This is a genomic window from Pseudonocardia charpentierae (genome assembly GCF_031845345.1).
In the GTDB taxonomy this organism is placed as follows: Bacteria; Actinomycetota; Actinomycetes; order Mycobacteriales; family Pseudonocardiaceae; genus Pseudonocardia; species Pseudonocardia charpentierae.
This window is the reverse complement of record NZ_JAVREJ010000022.1, coordinates 1-22,033: the sequence shown is the minus strand read 5'-3', so window position 1 is coordinate 22,033 and position 22,033 is coordinate 1. Positions and strand designations below refer to the sequence as shown.

The following is a 22,033-nucleotide window of genomic DNA, read 5'->3' as shown; positions in this document are numbered from 1 at the left end:
GGCCCAGAGGGCGTCGTGTCTAGCTGTCGTTCGGCGTCGGACTTCACTTCATGTGCCAGGTCGTAGCTGTAGTCCTCTGACACTCCTTGGTCACGTTCGTCAGTCACTGGCTCCCCCGCTGCACCCGATGCTCCACCACTCCCCCATCAGCGTGCGTCCCGTGAGTTCCGTCCTCGTCAGACGGAGGGCAGTGGGATGCCGATGCTGGACCGGGTTGACGGCACGACACGAGAGCCGTCGAAGTGGGAAGGGGTGGCCCCGCTCGTCGTCCGTGAGCCTCCCACTCCGGCGCAATGGTCCAACCGACACCCGTCGCCCGGGCGGGTGGTCGTCTCATACGAAGGCTGGGAACGCGTGGCTGCCGAGGACCCTCAAGCATCATCCTGGCGCATCAGAGGCTCGTACTCCTATGGTCGACGACGTAGCTGTTGGAGTGCCGGCGTCATGCGGTGGTTCCTGGCGGCGGCGCAGTCGCGCCGGTTGAGGACGCTGCGCAGCTCCGCCTCCGCCTCGCGCTTGGTGGCCCAGCTTCCGCGGCGCCACAGCTTCCGGCCGCCCGTCGCGGTCGGCACGTACACCTCGAAGAACCACCACCCGTGCTTCGCGTTCGCGGCCAACGTCGGGCAGCGCCGCCCACCGCGCTCTCATGGATCGAGGAGAGCCGGCGCACGTGGTCAGACCGAATGGACCGGCTGGATACGCACCTCGCCCGCTTGCAGGAGAGCGACAACCAGTGAACGACGACGAACTCGTTTACCGGCGGGTTCTCCGCGCGCCGCGCGAGCTGGTGTGGCGGTGCCTCACCGAGCCCGCTGAGCTCGCGCAGTTCTGGGGCCCGAGCGGCATGGCCACGCCGATCGACGGCATCGTCGTCGAACTCCACCCCGGTGGCCGGTTCGCGACCCTCATGCTCGGCGAGCACGGCAGCACCGGATGGTCGCCACCTTCACCGAGGTCGTCCCGCCCGAACGGCTCGCCTGGGTCGAGCCCGCTACCGGGATGCACACCACCAGCACGCTCGACGACCTCGGTGACGGCAGAACCGCAGTCGTCATCCATTAGCGCAACGTGCCCGAGACGATGCGCATGCCCTAGGCCCGCGCCGGCTTCCTCACCTCCCTCGACAAACTCGAGGGGCACCTCGCTCACCTCATGCAGGGAAACCGATCGTGACCGACCTGCAGTCCTGGGTAGCGCCGACCTGCAACGGGCTCGCCGATCTCCTCGCCACCACCGCAGTCGACGCTTGGGACGCCCCGTCGCTGTGCGAGAAGTGGCTGGTGCGCCATGTGATCGCGCACGTGACGATGCCGGCGCGGCTGACTCCCGAGCAGTTCGGGGCCGAGATGGCGGCGGCTGGCGGCGACTTCACCGTACTTTCCGACACCGTGGCCGCGCGGGACGCTTCGCTGCCCGTCGCCGACCTCCTCGACCACCTCCGATTCCCGAGGCTGCACGCGTGGCAGCCGCCGGGCGGTGGTGCAGCCGGTGCACTCAGCCATGCCGTCATTCACTCCCTCGATGTGACGATCGCGCTCGACCGGCCCGCGGTCCTCGACCAGCTCACCGCCGCAGGCGGCACCTTGTTCGGGGTCGACCTGACCGGTGTCCAGCTCGAGGCCGCCGACACCGACTAGAGCTGGGAAAACGGGCAGCTCCTTCGCGGCGACAGCGGCTCGCTGGTGGCGCTCCTGAGCAGCCGAGCGCTGCCCGACGGCCGGACGCTGTCCCGCGGCTGACACACCGAGGCCGACACGCCTCCACGTGGAGACCAAGGACAGTACGTCTGCAACCTTTCAACACGGCCTGCACGTGGCCCCGCCGTCCGCTGGCATCGTCGCTGCGGGACCCGGACTGCCGGCCCGCCGCTCTGGTGGCCGGGCGTCGGCCACCGCCTGTACCCCGACGGTGTTGAGCGCGTCGATGATCCCGTGCCCGCGCGCGCCGCCCATATCGTGCCGCGCACCCGGACAGCGCGGGTGAGACCTACACCAGCCGCCCGGCCAGGTCGGCGTCCTACGGACCCGTCACGGCTGCGCAGATCGGTCGTATGGCCGGCCCGTCGACGCTTCCGTCACTGGAAGGCCTCCACTACCGTCCAGCCATGCTGCTCGACGGCTTCAATCACGTCGCGGTCCTCACCAGCGACACCGACCGGCTGCACGCCTTCTACACCGAGGTCTTCGACGTGGCCGTCGCGCACGACGACCCACAGCAACAGCTCCGGTTCTCCATCCTCCACGTCGGCCCACACACCGAGTTCAACGTCTTCGAACTCCATGGCAACCACACGCCGCCGCCACAGGTCCCCATGTTCGGTCGCGGCCGGTTGGACCACATCGGGCTGCAGGCGGCCTCGCTGGAGGCCTTCGAGGAGATCCGCCGTCGCTTGATCGTCCGGGGGGCATGCGACGAGTTCGTCACCGACTTCGGCCCGGTCCTCAGCCTGTTCTTCCGCGACCCCGACGGGCTGGAAGCTGAAGTCTGTGTTCCCAACCCCAACGCTCAACCCGGAGTCTTCAACCCACCCGGCACCCCAGCGACCCGATACAGCACATCCTGAGACGACACGTTCGATGGGCGATGGGCGATGGGCGATCGGAAAACCCCGAGGCCTTCAAACCCGAGGCCTTCAACCCCGACAGGCCCCCTCACATGAGGTGGCCGGTGAGGTGCCCCGTTGTTCTCGGACCACGATCCAATAAGATCTGGCCCGGAAGATGATGCAAGGAATGGCAAGGAAATATCGCAAGTTCAGTCCCGAGTTCCGGGATGAGGCCGTGCGGTTGGTGATCGACGGGTCGCGCCCGATCGCTCAAGTCGCACGGGAACTCGGCGTGAACGAAGGAACGCTAGGCAACTGGGTGAACCAGCATCGCAAGGAGCACGCCGGCGATGAGCCTCCGCTCAGCCCGCATGAGCGGATCCAGCTAGCCGAGGCCCAACGCGAACTACGCGAACTCGGCATGGAGAACGAATTCCTGAAAAAAGCCGCAGCGTACTTCGCCCGAGATCCCCAGTAGCCGAGAAGTACGAGTTCATCGACTCGTGCCGAGCAGGCGACGCGAAGTACGCCTACCCCGTGAAGAAGATGTGCGCCTGGCTATCGGTGTCGGCGTCGGGATTCTTCGACTGGCGCCGGCGACCGGATTCGGCTACTGCGCGCCGGCGCCAGCGGCTCTGCGCGCTGATCCGCGAGGCGTTCGAGTCCTCCGACGAGACCTATGGCTACCGCCGCATCCACGCCCAGCTCAACCGCTGGGGCGTGCCCTGCGGTCCGGAGCTCGTCCGCGGCATCATGCGCGAGCTGGGCCTACAACCCTGCCAGCCCCGGCCTTGGCGGGCCGGCCTGACCGAGCAGGACGGCAGGGCTCACCACGTCCCCGACCTCGTCGCCCGCGACTTCACCGCCGCGCAACCGGGCCAGAAGTTCGTCGGCGACATCACCTACATTCCGACTTGGGAAGGTTGGCTATATCTGGCAACGGTGATCGACTGTCACACGAAGATGGTCGTCGGCTACGCCATGGACGACAACTACAAGACCCCACTGATCGTCGAAGCACTGACCCGTGCAGCGGACCGCACGGCACTCGCTTCCGACGCGATCTTCCACTCCGACCGCGGCAGCAACTCCTGCTCCCGAGAGTTCGCCACCATTATTGCCGCACTCGACATGTGCCAATCGGTCGGCCGGACTGGAATCTGCTACGATAACGCCATGGCCGAGTCCTTCTTCGCGGCATTGAAGAACGAGCGCGTTCACCGGACGGCCTACCCGACACGCGCACACGCACGCGCAGACATTGCTCGCTACATCGAGTTTTGGTACAACAGGAACCGGCTCCATTCTGGGTTGGACTACAAATCTCCCCAGGAGGTGCTCAACGAGTGGGTAGAGAGCCAGCAAGCTGCGTAGTACGCAACAATTCGACTGGTCCGAAAATCTCGGGGCTGATCACGCCTACACGTCGAGCGCCGCACCGACCAGCTGCTCAGCGACGAAGGGCTGCTGCCGCCGGCGGTGACACGTAGTCCAGCGCCTCCCACATCTTCTCCTACATCTCCCGTACCTCCGCGTCACGTGACGTTCGTGGGGAGTGTCTTGCCCACCGGTTGAGGCATGCTCGATTTGTCGTTTTGGTCGACGCTTACGTTGGAGTTCGAGGCATGTTGGCCGACTACCAGCGGCGCACCAATTTCAGCAGGCCACAGCCTTTCCGACCAGCGCCGGGAGCTCTCAGTCGTGATCGAACTACCGTGTTGGTGAACGAAAGCCTGGAGCGCTGGGCAGTGCTCGGTGCTGCCGTCGCTGGTGGCCACGGGTGATGGTGCTGCAGCCTCGGAGGGCCAGGCGCTGGCCGTGACCGCTCCGCCGCTGTCCACGCCCATAAGTGGCACTACACGCTCGGCTCAGGTCTTAGCCGGGCTTGATGTTCGCGTTGTGGTGAAACAAGTTTCCCGGATCGTAGGTCACTTTGACCTGCACGAGCCGGTCGTACTTCTTCGGTCCGAATCCTGCTCGGACCCGGTCGTCGTCCTGCTCGCTGAAGAAGTTGATGTAGCCGCCGGGGTTGTCCGCGAGCGGCCGCAATGTGTCCCAAATCGACCGGGCCCAGGTTCGGTCGGTGGCGCAGACCGCCGGATCGGGGCTCAACGCCACGACGTCCACGAGGTACTGCGGTGTCCGTCGCAGGCTGAACGCCGTGTCATCGTCGCCGACCGCCGCGAACGCCCCCTGCAACGGGAAAATCGGCATGAACGACATCGGTGACGCCTTGGCGGTGGCCCGTTCGGTCAGCACACCGATCACGTCGTCGGTGAGATCGGCGACGGCCAGGGACTTGTCGTAGTCGTGGATGCCCCAGGGGGAGGTGTCGTCGAGCAGGTGTTGCAGCGCGGTGTACGGGATCGGCGTAACGACCTCGAACAGTGGGGGGCAGGCCTCCCGGAACGGGGCGATCGCCGCCGCGTGCTGCTCGGCGCTGCCGAACCCCGCGACGAGGAGTGCGTGCCCGGTGCGGCCACGGTGTTCGACCGGGAACGGCTCGGCCTCGCCGGTCAGTGCCCCAGCGATCAGAGCGCCGGAGTCGGCGGGCAGCGCCGGGATCAGTCGGCGGCAAGCGCTCAGCGCCTCCACGCCCCGTTCGATCTCCCAGAAGAACAGCCCGAAGTGCACCTCGGGCCCGACCGGGTGCAGCCGGTACTCGAAGCTCGTCACCACGCCGAAGTTGCCGCCGCCTCCGCGGAGGGCCCAGAACAGGTCCGGGTGCTCGTCGGCGGACGCCCGGACGGTTCGCCCGTCGGCCAGGACGACCTCGGCAGACTCCAGGTTGTCGATGCTCAGCCCGTGCCGGTTGACGAGCCAGCCCATCCCTCCGCCGAGCGTGAGGCCACCGACACCGGTGTGACTGATGATCCCGCCGGTGACCGCCAGTCCATGGGCCTGGGTTGCGGCGTCGACCTCACCCCACGTCGCGCCTCCGCGCGCGACGGCCCGACGCCGCTGCGGGTCCACCGCGACCGAGTTCATCCGGCTGAGGTTGATCATCAGCCCGCCATCGCAGGCCGACGCCCCGCTCAACGAGTGCCCACCGCCCCGGATCGTGGTCTCCAGGCCGGACGCGCGGCCGAACTTGACCGCTGCTACCACGTCGTCCCGACTTTCGCACCGGGCGATCACCGCCGGGCGGAAGTCGAACTCGCCGTTCCACAGTGACCGCGCCTCGTCGAAGCCAGCATTACCGGGTTCGAGCACTGCGCCCGCCATAGCTCCCTGCAAGGCACGGAGGTCGCCGTTACCCATCGTGGTCATGATCCCCTCCTCTACCGGCCTGGCCGGTCGGAATCGCTCATCGTCCCACTCCGGCCCGCAGCCGGGAAGGACTCACGCAGCGCGCTCTGACGCCGGCGACGCGACCACTTCGTCCGAGACTCGGATGCAGCGTGTCCGCGGGCGACGACGAGTGCCGATGCACTCGTGTTCGGTCGGATCGGCCCGGTGGAAACGCGCAAGCTCGCCGCCATGCTGCTCATGCAGCGGGACGTGTGCCCGCGACGGCCTGCCGTTGTGCAGTCTGCCTTCCCCTCCGGATTCTGTCCGTAGGCCGCCACGGCCCCACACCTATGATCGATCTGCCGCTTTGGTCGACGGTTCAGCCCGCAGTTCAAGGCTCAGGCGGTGCAGATGGTGATCGAGACGGGCAAGCCGATCGCCGAGGTCGCCCGTGATCTCGGTATCCACGACGGCACGCTGGGGAACTGGGTCAACACGTGGCGGCGGGCACACCCGGACCCGGACGAGCCGCTGACCCCGGTGGAGCATGCCCGTATGACCGAACTCGAGGACGAGATCCGCCGGCTGCGGATGGAGAACGAGTTCCTGAAAGAAGCCGCGGCCTTCTTCGCACGGACGCACCCGTACTGGCGCCCAGTCACACAATGGACCATCGCATCGTCTGCGAAACGCTCGAGCCCTGGCCGTCGGAAATTCCCGAAGCAGCCACATGTCCAACCCGTCGGTCTGGTCGATCTTGTGGTGAGAACTCCTTGTCGAGAAACCCACGTCCATGGCCACGACGGCACCCGGGCCGAGTCAATGAACACGCGGAGTAGCGCCGGCCGAACTTGTACGGCCTATCGCTTGGCGTAGTCGGCGAAGCCCTGCCAGTCGATGACCACGCAAGGCTCGTCACCGACGATCCATGCATCGTGTCCGGGCGCCATCACGCCGACGTCACCGGGGCCGTAGTCCATCTCCTCGCCATCGTCCATCACGACCTTCATCCGACCAGAAACGAAGTACCCCAGGTGTGCCGCCTGGCAACTCTCGGTGCCCGCAATCGGCTTCACATGCTTCGACCACTGCCATCCAGGCTCGAACGTCGCACGGCCAACCGGTCCCCCTTCGAGGTTGACCAACTCGAGCTGGCCCTTACCGTCCTCAAATGGCCGAGTTTCATCAGGCGAGTCGAGACTCTTGCGGATCAAACCAGCCATAACAGGCTCCTGACTTCGAGTAGGACATCCATGTCGCTTGTGAAGCGGTGCGGGAGGGGTCCGAGGATGGCCCCTTCGGCTGGGGTTGTCCATGAAATCTGTGAGGGGGTACCGGAACGGGATCGCGGCCCTGGACGCCACCGAGCGGGTCAGGACAGCCAGAGGGGCCTGCTCAACCAAGGATCCGCGTGCAGGCGGGCATGCCGACCACGAGGTTTTGCTCGGTCATCGGCGTGCCCGAGCGGACCTGGCGCCGCCGCCAAGCCCGTGCCCGCGGCGACCGGCCGGTGAGAGGTCGGTGGCCGCGTCCGGCCCCGCAATCGTGTCCGCGACGCGGCCCGTCGGCACGCCCTGGCCCACCCCGCATGGGGACATCGGAAGGTGTGGGTGACGTGCCGCCACGACGGCCTCCCGGTGTCGGCGCAACGGTGCTGCGGCTGCTGCGCGAGGAGGGGCTGCTGCTGGAGGCGAGCTATCAGCGGGAACGGCGGCAACTCACAGCCCAGCGGAAGGCGGCGTTCGCGGTCGAGCCGACCGGTCCGAATCAGGTTTGGCAGCTGGACTTCACTGAGTTCGAGATCACCACCGGCGGGACGTGGCGGTTGGCCGGGTGTCGTCCCTACTGGTCTACGTCAATCTCGACGGCCTCGCCAACACGCCAACGGTCCCCAAAGGGGCTCGTGGACGTGAGATGAGCGTGAGAGCGACCGTTTAGGTGCAGGTCAGCCAACGAACAAGTCAGCTCTTTTGATCACCCATCAGGCGTTCGGGTCTGCTCGTCGTCTCGGCGCAGGAGCTCACGCACCTGCTTGACGGCTTCAGCCGCCGAGAGCCCGGCAGCCAGAGCCGGGCCCACGTCTACGCGCCGAGGGGTCTGGAGGCCAAGCAGGCGGGAATGGCCCTCTCGAGGACCACCCAACGTTTGAAGTCGAGGCGGCGCCGTCGACGATCAAGCGATCGATCTTGCCGATCTCGCGCTCTACTCGGCGGGCCTCAGCGTGACGCTCAGCCAGGTACTGACGCCGGTCTACGTCAGCCGGTGGGCAATCATCAGCGCACGCGCGGAAGACGGCGGTGCCGATGTGTACTTCGAGGATGTTGACTGTGCCGTCCATAGGCCACCTGCAGAGGACGCAGTTCGCGACAGGAAGGGGGGCGCACTCTCGGCGTTCTCCCCGGGCAATGCGGTGGTCGTCGGTAGGCGCGAGTGGGCCGTTACTCGGTTCGCGAGCTACCGGCCGGGCAAAGCCTTGATCTGCGCGTCCCACACCACGACCAGCATCGCGCACCCGCCGGCCACCTTCGAGATGACCGCGCAGGGTCGGGGGGTCGTCCAGCGACGGCGGTCGGGCCCGGTCGTCGGGAAGCCCGCTGACGATGACTACGACGCGGCTCGACTGCGTGATCGGCTCGGCCGGTCTGATCTCGATGCGGTGCTTCAGTTCGTCCCATGACTCCTGCAACTAACGAGCGAGTGGCCCGTTGCACGACAGGTGTGTCTGCGGCATGCCCTTCCCGCCGGGCGCCGCCGTGTGGCGCAGCCCCGTCTACGCGACCTGGCGATGGTGAACGCGACCGTCAGCGGCGACCGTGGACCGCCAAACAGTTGTTTGCTTACCGAGCGCAGGCCCGGCAGCCAGGCCTGGGCCTACTACTGGGACCTGCCGGTCGCGGTACTCCGCGACCCGGCCCATGATCGATGTCCATACCCACGTGTACCCGCCACCGGTGACACCGCAACCGAACCGCACAGAGCTGGCTCGGGTCACGAGGAGCAGAAGTACGCAGGCTGTGAAGGGGTCTGGGGCTGACGCGGCAGGCGGGGCCATACCGCCCATGCGCGGTGCGGGCATCCGGCGCAACCTGGACCCAACACCCCGTTCGGCCGACCGGAGGCATAACGGCGTCGCCCTAGCGTGCGAGATCACCGACGGCGGCGAGGTCAACCCCTTCTCGATCCCCCCGCCGTTCCACCTGGGTGAGACGGCGCCGCCACGCGCTGGGGGGTGGCGTGGCGGCGTCGCCGGGCGTCGTCCTCGTCGGCGACGCAAGTAACCGTCGAGGGGGGCACGGCGGTCACGGCTACTACCTCGACCCGATATTGAGCGCCGTTAACCATCTGAAGCACTCGGCCCAAGCCCCCGAAGGTGCCGGCCGAGCGGGTATCCACCGACTGCGCCGTGCACCAACAGCGGCTCGTGGCTGTCGACGGTTGGGCGCCGGAGGCAGGGCCCGCACTGAGGTGACCGACGACGAACCCGCCTCTGACCGTGCGCGACCGACTCACCGCGGCCGGCCTATCCGAGGGCCCGGATCGAGCAGCACATGACTGCCGGCGTCTGCGCGTCGGCGGCGAGCCCGTCACCGACCGGGACGCTCCTGTCCCGGCCGGACACATGGGTCGACCCCAACAGCGAGTCAGTCAGACCGGTCCCGAAGACCAGGCCACGCAATCAATCCTCGGCGAGTGCTCCGCGGGCAGCCGACACGTCCGATGCGTCAATACCGCGGGTCGTAGTCGGTCGTAGCGGCAGGACCAGGACACCCACCTCGCGCAGCTCGGCGTCGGCGGTCAGCGCGGTCTGCAGCTCCGCGGCCAGCACTACCGCGTCCGGTTCATTGGCCGGGCCATAGGCCTCGATCTCGCCGGTAGTCGGGTCGATGAGGAGGGCGACGTACTGCCGACCCGACGCGCCTGCCATGCAGCACCTCGAATCGGCCGCTCTTGCGCTGCATCGCAGCGACCGGCCGCCCGATGGTCCAGGTGCCCGACGGACGCGGCCGGTCACCTGTATCTCGATCGGGCTCGGTCGGCCGTTATCGAGGCGCGAGCGCCTGCTGCCAGCCAAACCGTGCAGGCCCCGCCTTTCGGTCGTACGGCTCCTCGTCGTGCGCCACGGCCGGCACTCCCGCTCAGCTCGCGGCGCCCGCTGGGTCAATGGGGGTCGGGGCAGCGCGAACGGTAGCCAGGGCCGACGCCTGGTTCGGTCGCCCCTCCTGGCCGTCCTACGTCGGCGTCACTCGTGTGCGGCGTCGTCCAAGGCCGAGTCCAGGGTCATCTCGGCGGACGCAGGGTCCTGCTGAAGGAGCCGCCGTAGCCGGGCCAGGGCGCGGTGCTGCGTCACCCGCACCGTCCCCGTCGTCGACCCGACGGCCTGCGCTGCCTCCTCCGCCGACAACCCGACGGCTACGCGCAGCACCAGCACCTCCCGCTGTCGCGGCGTCAGATGCGCCAGGAGCGCCCCGAGGGCTGCGGAGCGCTCGGTGGTCAACGCGTGCTGTTCGGGACCGTTCGCGGCGACCGGCAGGTCAGGCAGCTCGGCCACCGGCTCAGCGCGGTTGCGGGCGATCGCACGAAACGCGTCAGCGACCTTGTGCGCGGCGATGCCGTAGACGAACCCCCGGAACGACAACCCCGCGGGCTGGTAGCTCCCGAGCGCACTGACCACCGCCACGCACACCTCCTGGGCCACGTCGTCCGCCGAGCCCAGCACCGACTCCTGACGCCCCATCTTGCCTCGGCAATACCGCAGGACCAGGGGCTGAATCAGCGCCAGCAGTTCGTCTCGGGCGCGGCGGTCCCCGCGGACCGCGGCGACGATCAACCCGTTCGGCAACTCCCGGCTGCCGCCCCCGCCGTTGACGTCCTCTGACCGGCCTGCTGCGCCGTCCCGGCAACCACCACCACTCAACGTGAACGCACCGATCGGGCCGCGCACCTCCGACATCGGGCCCGGCTTCGCGGACTCGCCGCCAGGAACTGACGCCGGGCGGACCGACACTCCGACCGGGCTCATGATGGGGCCGACCCGACGATCGGGCCATCGTCAACAACTACGAACACGGGGTTCCCCTCCCCCTGCAGACGACGACCTCACGGCCGTCGATCAGCAACCGCCTCTCCACGGATGGGAGCAGGCGGGGACGTGCAACAGCGAAGGGGATGCCGACCAAGGCCGAGCGGCGCCGATGCCGCCGTGGTCAGTCCCGAACGTCAACCCCTCCGGCCCCGACCGGCCGTGCCCTGCGCGATCGGAACCCTGTTCGACATGCGCGCCCATCTTGGGTGACGGTTCAAATTGAGTCAAGTAAAGGTTGGCCCCTAGCGGCTACCGTCCGCTGATCCGAGCCTCCCTGCACAGCCCGTCGGACCGCCCATCCGGGCGACGCAGTGCGCTCCACCAACCACAATGGTCACGTTCCGCCGACCGGCGGCACGGGGTGCAGGCCACACAGGCGTTTGAGCGGAGCCGGAGCCGGCAGCAACGCGGCATGGAAGCGCGGCACTCCCATGCCTACCGCGGCCGCCGTCGGGCTGAATCGCCGCGTGCGAGCTGGGCGTCCATCGTGACGCGCAGGACCGAATTGCGGGACTGTCGGTGCCCCGCTCCACCATGACGGCGTGACCGACGACGAGCCCGCCCCGCCGACCGCGCCGTCGCGACCATCTCGGCGCTGCCTTTCAGGACCTGGGCGAGGACGTTGCGCAGGATTGCACCCGGCACCTTTGCCAGGAGCTGCCGATCGGCACCGCGGAGATGGCCTGTTTCAACCCGGTGTGGGCGTCGGAGACGACGAGTTGCACCTCAGCGAGGCCGCGGGCCTTGAGCGAGCGGAGGAACGCGGTCCAGAACGCGCCGTCCTCGCTGTCGCCGACGGCGAACCCGAGAACTTCGCGCCAGCCGTCGGCGTGGACGCCGGTGGCGATCACCACGGCCTGGGACACGACGCGGCGGTTGACCCGGGCCTTGCAGTACGTCGCGTCCAGGAAGACGTAGGGAAACACCTGATCAGCCAGCGACCGGTCGCGGAACGCGCCGACCTCCTGGTCGACGTCGGCGCAGATCCGCGAGACCTCGGACTTGCTGATGCCTGTGTCGGCGCCGAGGGCTTTGACCAGGTCGTCCACTTCCGGGTGGACACGCCGTGCAGGTAGGCCTCCATCACCACCGCGAACAGGGCCTGGTCGACCCCGCGGCGGCGCTCGAGCAGCGAGGGGAAGAACGAGCCGGTGCGCAGTTTCGGGATGCGCAGCTCCAGATCCCCCGCGGTCGTCGAGAGCGTGCGGGTGCGGTGGCCGTTGCGCTGGTTGGTGCGGGTGTCGGTGCGCTCGTGGACGGCGGCGCCGATGGTTTCGGTGAGCTCGGCCTCGATCAGAGCTTGGTAGATCGTCTCGGCGGCGGAGCGGACACGGTCACCGACATCGGCGACCTTCTGGGCATCGAGGACTTCGAGCAGGGCAGAGTGGTCCAGGGCCATCGGGTGGCACCTCTCTACGTGTTCCTTGGCGGGTTCACGCAGAGACTCACGCGGTGGCCTCTCCTACGTGCTCAGGCACGCCGTCGAGGCCCCGGACTTACACCACCAGCGGGGACGTCACCCCTGGCGATCCGGTGATCGTCCGGCCCGAGCGCGGAAACCGCACCGCAGTCTTGCCCACCAAGCCGATGGGCACCTGAGGCTCATCGTCGGACCGGGTACGGAACACGTACCAGCCGCCCGCGTCGTCCATCCTTCGGAGTTGGACGTCACCGGGCAGGTACCGGGCGCTCATCGCTCAGGCCTCCGGCCAACCTTGACCCCACCACACCGACGAGATGGGAGGCCGGGACGAGAAGGAGCCCGCGGACCAGGCGCCAGCTCGAGGTTGTGGGCAAGATCGCCCGGGGACACCAGGGCGAAGAACCCGTGACTATGAACCTCCGGCACATCCCGTTGCTCACCGAATCGTGCCTCTGATCAGATGCAGCGAACCTTCCCGCTTCAGCGGGGCGAAGGCGGTCAGGACTCGGGCACCGGTTCGTCGACCCGCCGCGTGTGCACCCGCACGCCGCCGACCAGCCGGCCCCCGCTGCCTCTCACCACGCCGAGGCAGGTCTCGGTCCAAAGGTTGAGTTGGATCTCCTTGGCCAGCAGGAGCCGGTTGTAAAGCAGGTGCGAGAGCCGGTCGCCGGGCCGCGCCCACGACTCGATCTCGAAGTGCAGCCCCTCGCATTCTCCCTCGTTGACCCGTCGCGCCCGGAACTCAATCTGCCCGGCCTCCAGGTGCCCGTGCAGCGTCGCGAACCGGATGGACGTGGCGGTGCGGGCGATCACCTGGACCGGGCCGTCCCACGGGCCGGGCATACGCACCACATACTCGTCGCCGACCCGCATCTCCCCCGGCTCGCCCGCGGTCTTGACGAAGACTGCGGCGTCGACAGGCGTGGCATGGTTCGGGTCGGCGGCCAGATGAGTGACGGCATCCTCCGGTCCCACCTGCGCCCCCTCGATCCATACGGCGTACCTGCGGTGCAGCAGCGTCCCGTAGCCCTGCTCGGGCGTCTGCAGGCCCTCGCGCTCCACGCCCTCGGGCAAGGGTGGCGGCATGTCGTCCGGACCGCCGACCTCGTCGACGCGGTAGACCGGGGTGATCCGCCAGACGTACCGAAAGGCGATCGCCGTCAGCCCGATCGGCCAGCGGAGGACAATTTTCGCGCGTTGCCGGAGGCCGCCGGGCCTCCGGTCGGAACAGGCAAGTAGCAGCACGGCTCCCCGGGTACCCGCCGCTCGTGACCTCCACCCCTGTCGTGCTGCGGCGGCTTCGCCTGCCGAGCCTCCTGGTGTACGCGTCGCCGCTCGCGTCTACTGCGCTGTGCGTCGCGCTGTGGATCCGGACCTGAGGCGACGGTCGGCCAGTTCGTGCAGCGTCCGGTCGCCAGCCGAACGGTTCAGTTACGATTCAAAACCCAGCGGCCGTGGTTTGCTTCATCGTTATCTTTGATCGCGGCGGGCATAAGACCAGAGACGGGCAGGACCCGCTCTGGGCCGGGTGGTGACGAAGCCCCCGTGCGAGCCAGGCCAACCATGCCGCCGACGCCGTGAATGGCGACGACGTCGAGGGAGTCGTCGTAGCGCAGCCGGTATTTCCACGCGATAGCCCTCGCCGCCAAGGACATCCTCTCGGACATCCGCTTCACTGCGCAGGCCAAGCGCATGGCCGACGCGATCGGTGGCTACGGCGGCGCCGTACAAGCCGCCAGAGCGCTCGAAGCCCTCGCGTGACGGGCGGATTGGGCATGACCAGGCAGGGGACCCTGTGGGTGCCGAGAACAGCCCAAGCCGCCCTCACTGTCCCGCCCCACTCGGGATCTCGGTCCGGGTAGTGAATCACCGATGCATCACCGCGATATCGGTCGCCCGGATTGCAGCTACCGCGTCACCCCGCGTCGGCCATCTGCCCCCGTCGAGCGGCCCCACGATCCGTTGGCCGTCCGGCCGGACTGCGCAGAACGCGCCCACAGCCTTACGCACCGAACCGATCACCGCTTGAGACTCATCGTCAGGCCGGGTGCGGAGCACGTGCCAGCCGCCCGCGTCGTCCGTCCTTCGAAGCTGAACGTCGCCGGGCAGGCGGCGGGCGCTCACCGCTCAGACCTTCGGTCCGTGTGGTCCACCACAGCCGCAGCGTGCCGGTCGAGTGCAGGCAGAGCAGTGCGGCTCATGAAGGATTCGGCGAGCGGTCCCGATGGGGCGCTGTGAGCACGCCCGCTACCGCTCGGCGCTCTCGAATAACCGGAGGGCCGACCCACGCTTGCGTCAAGCGGGCATCACGCCGGGTGGCGGGCCGCGGGTCTTGCCCTGGTCTCCTTGATCCGGATCCGGCCGTGCTGGCCGGGCGGATACCTGTTGACGTCCCACCGCCCAAAACTTCACCGCACGGCGGCTTCTGGAAGCGGTTCGATGAAACGGGCCGGTGGAACGACCGGAACCGCGCCTTCGACCGACTTCACAACGCCCACCAACCCCGCCGATCGCTCGATCAACGCCCGCCGGCAAGCTGTACTCCCCCGCTAACCGGCGCGGTCGTTCAACCGCTGGACAGGTCGACTCGGCGGTTCCGACAACGCGCCGCCGGACGCCATGGTTGAGCACACTCGGGCGTGGGCTCGGTACGTGGCGAAGGGCCTGGCGGCGGAGGCCACGCTGGGGTCAACCAAGGAAGCGAAGGGGGGAACCGCCGCCGCCCTGGCCGGGGGGTCCCGCTGTACCGACAAACGTTGTTGCTATGTAGCAACCCCGGATCTTCGCTCGCTGATCCGTTCGTGCGCTTCGGGAAGTGCAGGAGCTCTGTAGCGACAAATACGCGGCCCTGCAACCCGGCGCGGTGGGCACCTTCAGCGTCCTCACAGCGTCCCACAGGCATCGTCGGCAACGTGTCATTGCTGCTGCAGATCCTGGTGGGATACGTCGTAACGTCCGTCGCCGTCGGCCTACCACTCGGGATTGCGCTGGGCCGGAGGATCCATCACGCTGAGCGTTGTCATCGCCAGCACATTGCGATGCTAATGAGACTCGTCGAGATTAAGCCGTTCGCCCGGTGCGGGTGACCGACCGCGAGGTCTCCCCCGATCGCTTCGGCAGCCCACCGCGACCACATCGGCTGAGCCGAGCAGAGTGACCATGACGTCTGTCATGAGTCGGATGGTCCGGGCTGCAGGGTGATGTTCGCGGAGCGTGGGTGATCGGTTACCCGGTCGGGATGGCGGACGCAGCGGCACTCAGCCTTGGCGGGACCGGTTCACAGGGAAGGGGCTGAACGTGGTGGCGCCGGCCCGGAGTCGGGTGGTCGTGTTAGGGAGCGACTGATGGGCGTGGGAGTTCAGGCGCGGGCTCGGCGACGGGACCGGGTCTTGACGGCGGCGGTTCCGCGGAGACTGGCGATCTTCTCGACCAGGCCGCCGACGGCGGTGACGAGTCCGGCGAGAGCGCCGAGCAGGACGGCGACGGCGACGGCGACGGCGACGGCGACGGCGACGGCGACGGCGACGGCGACGGCGACGGCGACGATGATCACGATGATCGGTGAGTCCGTGGTGGTGGGCAGTGCGCGCGGTTCGTCTCCTGCCCCGGTGGCGGCGGCGTAGCCATACAGCGGGTGCAGGTCGGCGAGTCCCTTGGTGGCGGCCAGGTACATGACGAGTCCGCCGAGGGCGGCCACCGTCATCCCGAGGGCGATCTGTGCCCGGGGGGAGAGGAAGTCGAGGTGCTTCCACGGGGCCCAGATGAGGTGCGTGTCCTGGTCATGTGCCCGGGTTAGGGTCGTCATAGCGGGGCTCCTTGGATTCGCTTCGTCACCACGTCGTGGCGGGGAGTTGAGGAGATCCTTCGCCGAGTCGGGCCGGTGATCCATCGGGTGCACCCGCGGGCATGCGGGGGGTTGGCCCCGCTGTGGAATGATTCTCGGCGTAACGCCGATACCGGTACCCGAATTCGACGCCTCCGACGCTGCTCGGTTCCGACCCTCACTGCAGGAGCCAGGGCAACACTGTCAGCGCCCACGCCCTCGCCACCACCCCCATGCAGCGGTTCGCGGCCGACCCCGGCCCAGCGCCGACCATCTCGTCCCTGCCGGGCCTGAACCTGTCGGCTGTGCGGGTGCGTCTGCAGCCGGTCGGGCCACCCTGTCGGTGGCGGTGCTCGGTGCCGCCGCGGCCGTCACCGCCGTCGTCGCTCCGCCCACCGCGACCGGGACCACCGCGATCAAGACCACCGGCCCGCTGGCGCCCGTGCAGAACGCCGCTCCGGCACCCGCCCGGGAAACGCTCGCCGCGCCCGAGCTGACCGTGCCCACCCCGGCCCTGCCCGCCGAGCCGCCGACCGTGCAGGTCGCCGACCTGATCGACGGGGTCACCGCCGACATGCAGAAGGTCACACCCACCGCCGCGGCACGGGTCGTGACCGTCGCCACCAAAACCGCGCTCTTGTCCCCCGCGGCGCTGCGCCAGGCCGTCGTGTCGAACGCCCTGTCCAAGCTGGGCAAGCCGTACCGCTGGGGGCCTCCGGCCCGAACGCCTTCGACTGCTCCGGGCTGGTGAAATGGTCATTCGGGTCGGCCGGGCGAGCGCTGCCGCGCAGCTCCCGCGCGATGGCCGGGGTCGGCACCCCGGTCTGCAAGGCGAACCTGCAGCCGGGCGACCTGGTGTTCTTCTCTAGAAGCCGATCAGCTACGTCGGGATCAACATTGGCAACGGCAAGATGGTGCACGCGAGCAACCGGAAGAGCCCGGTGAAGGTCTCGGACATTAGCCGGATGCCGTTCACCAAGGCGGTCCGCGTCTGAGGTTCCGCGCCTCTGATACGACTGGCTGACGTAACCCATCGCCCTCCACGCCGTCGGACCTCTCGACGTCGAGCTTCTCGGCTGACGTGGCCGCTCATGCGGCTTCCAGCCGTCACGGAAACAACCGGCGGTAAGGGTGCCGACAGACACCCGGGCAAAACCGATCACGCGGAGACGTGCCAGCCAGCTCGTAGAAGAAGTCTACTGAGGGGTGCCTACGCCCTTCCTGGACGTCGCCGTCCGTCAGGCGCGCCGGCTCGGGGCTGGTCCGACTGTCGTGGTGCCGCTGCTGGTCGAGACGAGGGTTCCGGCCGGCTCCACCGAGCCGAGGGCCCTATCGAACGGCCCTATTGAACCATCGGCGCGTCGCTCGATCGGGGAACCGACGTTGGGGCAGAGCCGCGAATGCTGGCCGACCTCGTGGGCATTGGCGGGGAGGGCGGTGTGGCCTGCAGGACCAACACGGCGATGTCGTCGCGGGGTCGGCCGGCCTGGAAGGCGAGGACGTCGCGGGTCAGCTGCTCGGCAATGTCATCGGCTGTTGCGCCGGGGCAAGAGTTGAGGAGGTTGGCGACCCGGTCGAGGCCGTAGTCGCTGTTGGGGCCGCGGGCTTCGGTGACGCCGTCGGTGTAGAGCAGCAGGGTGTCACCGGGTGCCAGCAGGAGTTCGGTCTCGGGTAGGTCAGGGTCGGGGTAAATGCCCAACACGGTGCCGCCCGCCGGGAGTGTTTGCACCGTCCCGTCGGCGTGCAGCACCAGGGGCGGCAGGTGTCCGGCCGAGGCCAACCGGACGCGAATTCCCTGCGGGACGAGGGTGAGCGCACCGTGGACGAGGCTGCAGAAGGTGGCCATCGCCCGGGTGTGGTGGCGCAGCATGGCCGCGTTGACCTGGTGAAGGGCGTCGGCGGGCCCACGCCCGTGGAGCACCTCGGCGCGCAGCGTGTAGCGCACCAGCGCGGTCAGACCCGCTGCGGCGGGGCCCTTGCCGCAGACGTCGCCCACGGCGATCGCCCATCCGTGCGGGCTCGGGAAGACGTCGTAGAGGTCCCCGCCGACCTCGATCCCGTCGCCGTGCGGGACGAACCGGGCGGCCATCGTCAGGCCGGGGATGACAGGAAGGTCGTCGGGCAGCAGCGCGGTCTGCAGGGTGTGCGCGATCTGGCGCTGCTGTTCGTAGAGCCGCGCGTTCTCCAGGGCAAGCGCGGCGCGCTGGGCCAGGTCCTGGGCGAACGCGAGATCCGCGTCGTCGAGCACCCGACCGGAATCGGCGGTGATCAGGGTCAGCGCACCCAGAACCCGGCCCGGTACGGCCAAGGGCACGATCATCGCCGAGCGCATCCCGACCTGGCGCAGCAACTCCAGGTGCTCGGGATCGTCGACCGACGCCCGCAGCATGTCGTCGGTGAGCTCCGGGACGAACACGACCCGCCCGGTGCGGGCGACCTGAATCGGCCCGGAGGTGCCGCGCGGGTCCGGCGGGTAACGTCGCTGGATCTCCCGCACGAACTCCCGCTTCGCCGGGTCGGTGTGTGCCACCGCGATCTCGTCCACCGCGCTGCCGCGGATGAGGTGCACGACGCACCAGTCCGCCAACACCGGCGTGGCGAGATCGGCGAGCCGCTGCAGCCGTTGCTCGGTCGACACCGGCGCGTCGAGGACCAGGCTGGCCTTCGCGAGGAAGGCCGACCGGTCTCGTTGGCGTTCCGCCGCGACCCGAGCCTGCTGCTCCACCACGTAGAGCCGGGCCCGGTCGAGCGCCTGTGCACACAACGCCGCCACCGCGGACAGGTAGTGCCGGTCGTCGGGTGTGAACGCTCGAGGCTGCACGAAGCTCAAGAGCAATCCGCCGATCACGCGGCCGTCGGCGACCAGCGGCAGACTGGCCGCGGCCTCATAGCCTCCCGCCGAGTGGACGGGCGCCATCTCCGGATAGCGCTGTCGCCACTGCGCGGCGGACTCCAGCCAGATCGGCTCGCCGCCCAGGACCGCATCCGACAGCGGGCGGCCGCGCTGCAGCGTCAGCCGGTGATAGCCCCCGCCGACGTCGGCGCCCCAACCCGCCGACTGCACCCGTTCCAGTTCGTCGCCCTCGCGCACGAACAACGTCGCCGCGTCGGCGCCGATCAGCGTGGTCGCGTCGACGACGGTCAGTCGACCGATCTCAGCCACGGTCGGCGCCTGGGACAAGGCCGCTGCGAGCTGATGCAGTGCGGCGTTGCGGGCCTGAGCCTGCTCCGCGGCCTCCCTGGCGATGCGCTGGGCCTCGTGGAGCTGTGCGGTGTGCACAACCAGGGCCGCTCGCGCCGCCAGGCCCTCGATCAGCGGCACCTCATCGTCGGCGAAGCCGGGCCGAGTCGTCCTGCCGATTGAGAACGTGCCGAGGATCTGGCCACGCGCGACCAACGGGACCACCAGCAGGCACCGCAGCTTCAGCCCAGTTGGCACCTCACCCCAGCCGGACCCGCCGGGTACCGCTTCCGTCCGTCCCGTCTCGAGTACCCGGTAAGCGATCCTCGTCGGAGCTGGTGGCGAGGACCGCAACACCTCGTCGAGCGCCGGGTCACCGTGCACCGCCATTGCCGGACGCAGGATGCCGTCCTGCTGGGCCAGGTCAACCAGCACCACCTCACCGTGATCGGGCACCACGAGGGCGACCGCGCGCCCTAAGGCATCGGCCGCGCCGACCGACTCCAGCAGCACCGCGCTGGCCTGCGCCAGGAACTCCACCCGCCGCCGGGCCCGCACCTTCCCGGTGATCTCCACCCCGAACAGGACCAGGCCCGACACCCCACCGCCGGGCTCCCGAACCGGCTGACAGCCCAGGTCGAACCAGCGCTCCACCGCCACATTCCCGCGGCGGTCCACGATCCGTTGCTCCACGTCCTGAAACGGGTGGCCGGTGGTCAAGGCGCGGTCCAGCAGCTCGACCAACCCACCCGCCACCGCCTCCGGTACCGCATCGGCCACCGGCCGACCCTGCACCCGGCGGGCACCAGCAAGTTCACACGCTGCCGGGCTGAGGAACTCGACCACATGAGCCGGACCGCGAGTGATCACCAACGGCCACGGCAGCTGCAGAACAGCCCGCATCAAGTCCGCAGGCATGTGAAAAACCCAACCGGCTCGACCATGGGCCCGCCTCCCTCAACGGGAGCTTCCCGTCGCACCGTGCGGCAGTGAACAACACGTGCGGCGAGCGTACTGCCCCCGCCCGCGGTGGCGTCCTTGCCGGTGGCGGAGGTGCGGGTCTCGACCGCGTACCCGAGAACAGCAACGGGCCAGCTCGGACGCCGAGAAGTACCCGGCGACCAGTACGAAGACGACGACCAGGCCGACGTTGAGCAGGATGTCGGTCACCCACCAAGCATCCCAAGATCACGGGCGAACGGGGAACCGGTCGAAGCTGCTCTGGAGAGCCCCCAGGGGCGTACCCCGACGGTGACGGAGCCGTCGGAAAGCCGTCACTTCAGGATTGAGGGTCGTGCCGGCAGGGCAATGCGATGGGTACAGGTCCGCGTCTATGACGTCCTCAAGAGCAGATCATGACTGTCACCGGCATCATCACTGCGATCGTGGTGGGCCTGATCATCGGTGTGCTGGGCCGCCTCGTCGTCCCCGGCAAGCAGAACATCCCGATCTGGCTGACCATCGTTGTCGGCATCGTCGCCGCACTGCTGGGCACCTTCATCGCCCGGGCGCTGGGAGTCGCCGACACCCGCGGCTTCGATTGGATAGAGCTGATCATCCAGATCGTCCTCGCCGCCATCGGCGTCACCATCGCCGCCAACGCTTACGGTCGCCGCGGCCTCCGACGGTAACGGCCTTCCTAGAGCCTGTCCTCAAAGTGGGTCCGACTGATCTGCTTGGATCTTGGACTTGTGGTGCGCAGGCATGAGCTCACCGACGAGCAGTGGCAGGCCGTCGAGCCGTTGCTGCCGGTCTCCGGGGCGAAGGGCCGGCCGCGGGTCGATGACCGTCGGGTGATCAACGGAATGCTGTTCAAGGCCAAGACCGGAGTCGCCTGGCGCGACCTGCCCGAGCGGTACGGGCCGTGGAAGACCGTCTACAACCGGTTCTGGCGCTGGACACGCAACGGCACCCTGTCCGACCTGGTGGGCAAGGCCCGGGTCATCGCCGAGGCCATCGACGAACTCGACCGCGACCTCGCCCGGGAGGTCTCGGTCGACTCCAGCATCGTGCGTGCCCACCAGCACGCTGCGGGCGCCCGCAGGCCCGTCGACAAGGCCGGCACGGCCGCGACCGCGCCGTCCTCCCCAGGGGGTGGACGAGTCCTGCGACGGGCAGGACGAGCCAGGTGATCATGCTATCGGGCGGTCCCGCGGCGGCCCCTCCACCAAGATCCACCTCGCCTGCGACGGCCACGGCCGACCGTTGTCGGTGGTGTTGACCGGCGGGAACGTCAACGACACCACCATTTTCACCCAGGTCCTCGACGGCGTGGAGTTCCGCCGACCCGGGCCCGGCCGACCGGCGACCCGCCCACACCGGGTCCTCGCCGACAAGGGCTACAGCTCCCGGGCCAACCGGGACTACCTGCGCCGCCGCGGTATCCGGGCGACCATCCCCGAGCGGCGCGACCAGCAGGCCAACCGCCTACGCCGAGGATCAGCCGGTGGACGACCGCCGGCGTTCGACAAAGTCGCCTACAAGCGACGCAACATCGTCGAACGCTGCTTCAACCGGTTCAAGCAGTACCGGGCCATCGCCACCCGTTACGACAAAACCGCAAAGTCCTACCAAGGGATGATCGACCTCGCGACCCTGCTCATGTGGCTTTGAGGACAGGCTCTAGGACGGCGCTGAACAATCCGAGTGTCGAACCCTGGCTGCTGTGGGTGGTTGGGACGATGTGGTGGTGCAGGGACGGGCTGATCCGCAGCGCGAGATCTTGGATGTCGAGTCGGTGGCCGGTC

At 68.6% G+C, this 22,033-nt stretch carries 18 protein-coding genes and 3 pseudogenes; 11 read left to right on the top strand and 10 right to left on the bottom strand.

The features are described 5' to 3' along the window. Positions 1-407 precede the first annotated feature (407 nt). Positions 408-617, bottom strand: a complete 210-nt coding sequence (locus RM445_RS25215) for a hypothetical protein (RefSeq protein ID WP_311559332.1) — start codon at positions 615-617, stop codon at positions 408-410. A 29-nt stretch (positions 618-646) separates the two neighbouring features. Here RM445_RS25215 and RM445_RS32500 point away from each other — a divergent pair. The 5 genes and pseudogenes from RM445_RS32500 to RM445_RS25195 form a co-directional block, all read left to right on the top strand. Continuing rightward, positions 647-907: pseudogene (locus RM445_RS32500) on the top strand (SRPBCC domain-containing protein); the annotation flags it as partial. Positions 908-933: 26 nt separating this feature from the next. Beyond that, a complete protein-coding gene (locus RM445_RS25210; RefSeq protein ID WP_311559331.1) occupies positions 934-1,062 on the top strand; it encodes a hypothetical protein in 129 nt (42 codons plus the stop codon). A gap of 107 nt (positions 1,063-1,169) precedes the next feature. Continuing rightward, positions 1,170-1,637, top strand: a complete 468-nt coding sequence (locus RM445_RS25205; RefSeq protein WP_311559330.1) for a maleylpyruvate isomerase family mycothiol-dependent enzyme — start codon at positions 1,170-1,172, stop codon at positions 1,635-1,637. A 413-nt stretch (positions 1,638-2,050) separates the two neighbouring features. Further along, positions 2,051-2,563, top strand: coding sequence for a VOC family protein (locus RM445_RS25200; RefSeq protein ID WP_311559329.1), 513 nt, complete (start codon positions 2,051-2,053; stop codon positions 2,561-2,563). A gap of 169 nt (positions 2,564-2,732) precedes the next feature. Then, positions 2,733-3,919 (top strand): IS3 family transposase gene (locus RM445_RS25195; RefSeq protein ID WP_311559328.1). Its coding sequence is split into 2 segments (ribosomal slippage): positions 2,733-2,997 and positions 2,997-3,919, totalling 1,188 coding nucleotides; the frame shifts between segments, so codons are not numbered across the junction. Between the two features lie 501 nt (positions 3,920-4,420). Here the strand turns inward: RM445_RS25195 and RM445_RS25190 are convergent. Continuing rightward, a complete protein-coding gene (locus tag RM445_RS25190) occupies positions 4,421-5,815 on the bottom strand; it encodes an FAD-binding oxidoreductase (protein WP_311559327.1) in 1,395 nt (464 codons plus the stop codon). Positions 5,816-6,133: 318 nt separating this feature from the next. Here RM445_RS25190 and RM445_RS25185 point away from each other — a divergent pair, with 318 nt between their 5' ends. Then, on the top strand, positions 6,134-6,652 hold the full coding sequence (locus tag RM445_RS25185; protein ID WP_311559398.1) for a transposase: 519 nt from the start codon (positions 6,134-6,136) through the stop codon (positions 6,650-6,652). Here RM445_RS25185 and RM445_RS25180 read toward each other — a convergent pair. After that, positions 6,637-6,999 carry a cupin domain-containing protein gene (locus RM445_RS25180; RefSeq protein WP_311559326.1) on the bottom strand — a complete coding sequence of 121 codons (363 nt, stop codon included), beginning with the start codon at positions 6,997-6,999 and terminating at the stop codon, positions 6,637-6,639. The two genes, RM445_RS25185 and RM445_RS25180, sit on opposite strands and share 16 nt — an antisense overlap. A gap of 998 nt (positions 7,000-7,997) precedes the next feature. Here RM445_RS25180 and RM445_RS25175 point away from each other — a divergent pair. Beyond that, a complete protein-coding gene (locus tag RM445_RS25175) occupies positions 7,998-8,453 on the top strand; it encodes a hypothetical protein (protein WP_311559325.1) in 456 nt (151 codons plus the stop codon). 999 nt (positions 8,454-9,452) lie between these two features. Here RM445_RS25175 and RM445_RS25170 read toward each other — a convergent pair. The 6 genes and pseudogenes from RM445_RS25170 to RM445_RS25145 form a co-directional block, all read right to left on the bottom strand. Further along, positions 9,453-9,701, bottom strand: a complete 249-nt coding sequence (locus RM445_RS25170) for a hypothetical protein (protein WP_311559324.1) — start codon at positions 9,699-9,701, stop codon at positions 9,453-9,455. 315 nt (positions 9,702-10,016) lie between these two features. Beyond that, positions 10,017-10,727 carry an RNA polymerase sigma factor ShbA gene (shbA, locus tag RM445_RS25165; RefSeq protein ID WP_397469398.1) on the bottom strand — a complete coding sequence of 237 codons (711 nt, stop codon included), beginning with the start codon at positions 10,725-10,727 and terminating at the stop codon, positions 10,017-10,019. 767 nt (positions 10,728-11,494) lie between these two features. After that, positions 11,495-12,258 (bottom strand): annotated as a pseudogene (locus RM445_RS25160) (IS256 family transposase); the annotation flags it as partial. A gap of 522 nt (positions 12,259-12,780) precedes the next feature. Beyond that, positions 12,781-13,527: a DUF1990 family protein gene (locus tag RM445_RS25155; RefSeq protein ID WP_311559323.1), complete on the bottom strand. Its 747-nt coding sequence runs from the start codon at positions 13,525-13,527 to the stop codon at positions 12,781-12,783. Between the two features lie 182 nt (positions 13,528-13,709). Then, on the bottom strand, positions 13,710-13,949 hold the full coding sequence (locus RM445_RS25150) for a hypothetical protein (protein ID WP_311559322.1): 240 nt from the start codon (positions 13,947-13,949) through the stop codon (positions 13,710-13,712). 1,691 nt (positions 13,950-15,640) lie between these two features. Continuing rightward, a complete protein-coding gene (locus RM445_RS25145) occupies positions 15,641-16,087 on the bottom strand; it encodes a hypothetical protein (RefSeq protein WP_311559321.1) in 447 nt (148 codons plus the stop codon). 361 nt (positions 16,088-16,448) lie between these two features. Here RM445_RS25145 and RM445_RS25140 point away from each other — a divergent pair, with 361 nt between their 5' ends. Further along, positions 16,449-16,856 (top strand): NlpC/P60 family protein, encoded by a 408-nt coding sequence (locus RM445_RS25140; RefSeq protein ID WP_311559320.1) that lies wholly within the window; start codon positions 16,449-16,451, stop codon positions 16,854-16,856. Then, positions 16,853-17,050: an NlpC/P60 family protein gene (locus tag RM445_RS32495; protein ID WP_397469395.1), complete on the top strand. Its 198-nt coding sequence runs from the start codon at positions 16,853-16,855 to the stop codon at positions 17,048-17,050. The genes RM445_RS25140 and RM445_RS32495 overlap by 4 nt, the downstream gene beginning before the upstream one ends. A 397-nt stretch (positions 17,051-17,447) precedes the next feature. On the opposite strand, the gene RM445_RS25135 is transcribed toward RM445_RS32495, so the two are convergent. Continuing rightward, positions 17,448-20,189: a SpoIIE family protein phosphatase gene (locus RM445_RS25135; protein WP_311559396.1), complete on the bottom strand. Its 2,742-nt coding sequence runs from the start codon at positions 20,187-20,189 to the stop codon at positions 17,448-17,450. Positions 20,190-20,641: 452 nt separating this feature from the next. On the opposite strand from RM445_RS25135, the gene RM445_RS25130 reads away from it, so the two are divergent. Beyond that, positions 20,642-20,917 (top strand): GlsB/YeaQ/YmgE family stress response membrane protein, encoded by a 276-nt coding sequence (locus tag RM445_RS25130; RefSeq protein WP_311559319.1) that lies wholly within the window; start codon positions 20,642-20,644, stop codon positions 20,915-20,917. Positions 20,918-20,962: 45 nt separating this feature from the next. Next, positions 20,963-21,899, top strand: a pseudogene (locus RM445_RS25125) (IS5 family transposase). The last annotated feature ends 134 nt before the right edge of the window (positions 21,900-22,033 follow it).

Bases quoted from the DNA above. Each gene is read 5' to 3' on its own strand.
- RM445_RS25210 (WP_311559331.1), top strand. From the start codon at position 934: ATGGTCGCCACCTTCACCGAGGTCGTCCCGCCCGAACGGCTCGCCTGG.
- RM445_RS25200 (WP_311559329.1), top strand. From the start codon at position 2,051: ATGGCCGGCCCGTCGACGCTTCCGTCACTGGAAGGCCTCCACTACCGT.
- RM445_RS25190 (WP_311559327.1), bottom strand. From the start codon at position 5,815: ATGACCACGATGGGTAACGGCGACCTCCGTGCCTTGCAGGGAGCTATG.
- RM445_RS25180 (WP_311559326.1), bottom strand. From the start codon at position 6,999: ATGGCTGGTTTGATCCGCAAGAGTCTCGACTCGCCTGATGAAACTCGG.
- RM445_RS25170 (WP_311559324.1), bottom strand. From the start codon at position 9,701: ATGGCAGGCGCGTCGGGTCGGCAGTACGTCGCCCTCCTCATCGACCCG.
- shbA (WP_397469398.1), bottom strand. From the start codon at position 10,727: ATGTCGGAGGTGCGCGGCCCGATCGGTGCGTTCACGTTGAGTGGTGGT.
- RM445_RS25150 (WP_311559322.1), bottom strand. From the start codon at position 13,949: ATGTCCGAGAGGATGTCCTTGGCGGCGAGGGCTATCGCGTGGAAATAC.
- RM445_RS25145 (WP_311559321.1), bottom strand. From the start codon at position 16,087: ATGACGACCCTAACCCGGGCACATGACCAGGACACGCACCTCATCTGG.
- RM445_RS25135 (WP_311559396.1), bottom strand. From the start codon at position 20,189: ATGCGGGCTGTTCTGCAGCTGCCGTGGCCGTTGGTGATCACTCGCGGT.
- RM445_RS25130 (WP_311559319.1), top strand. From the start codon at position 20,642: ATGACTGTCACCGGCATCATCACTGCGATCGTGGTGGGCCTGATCATC.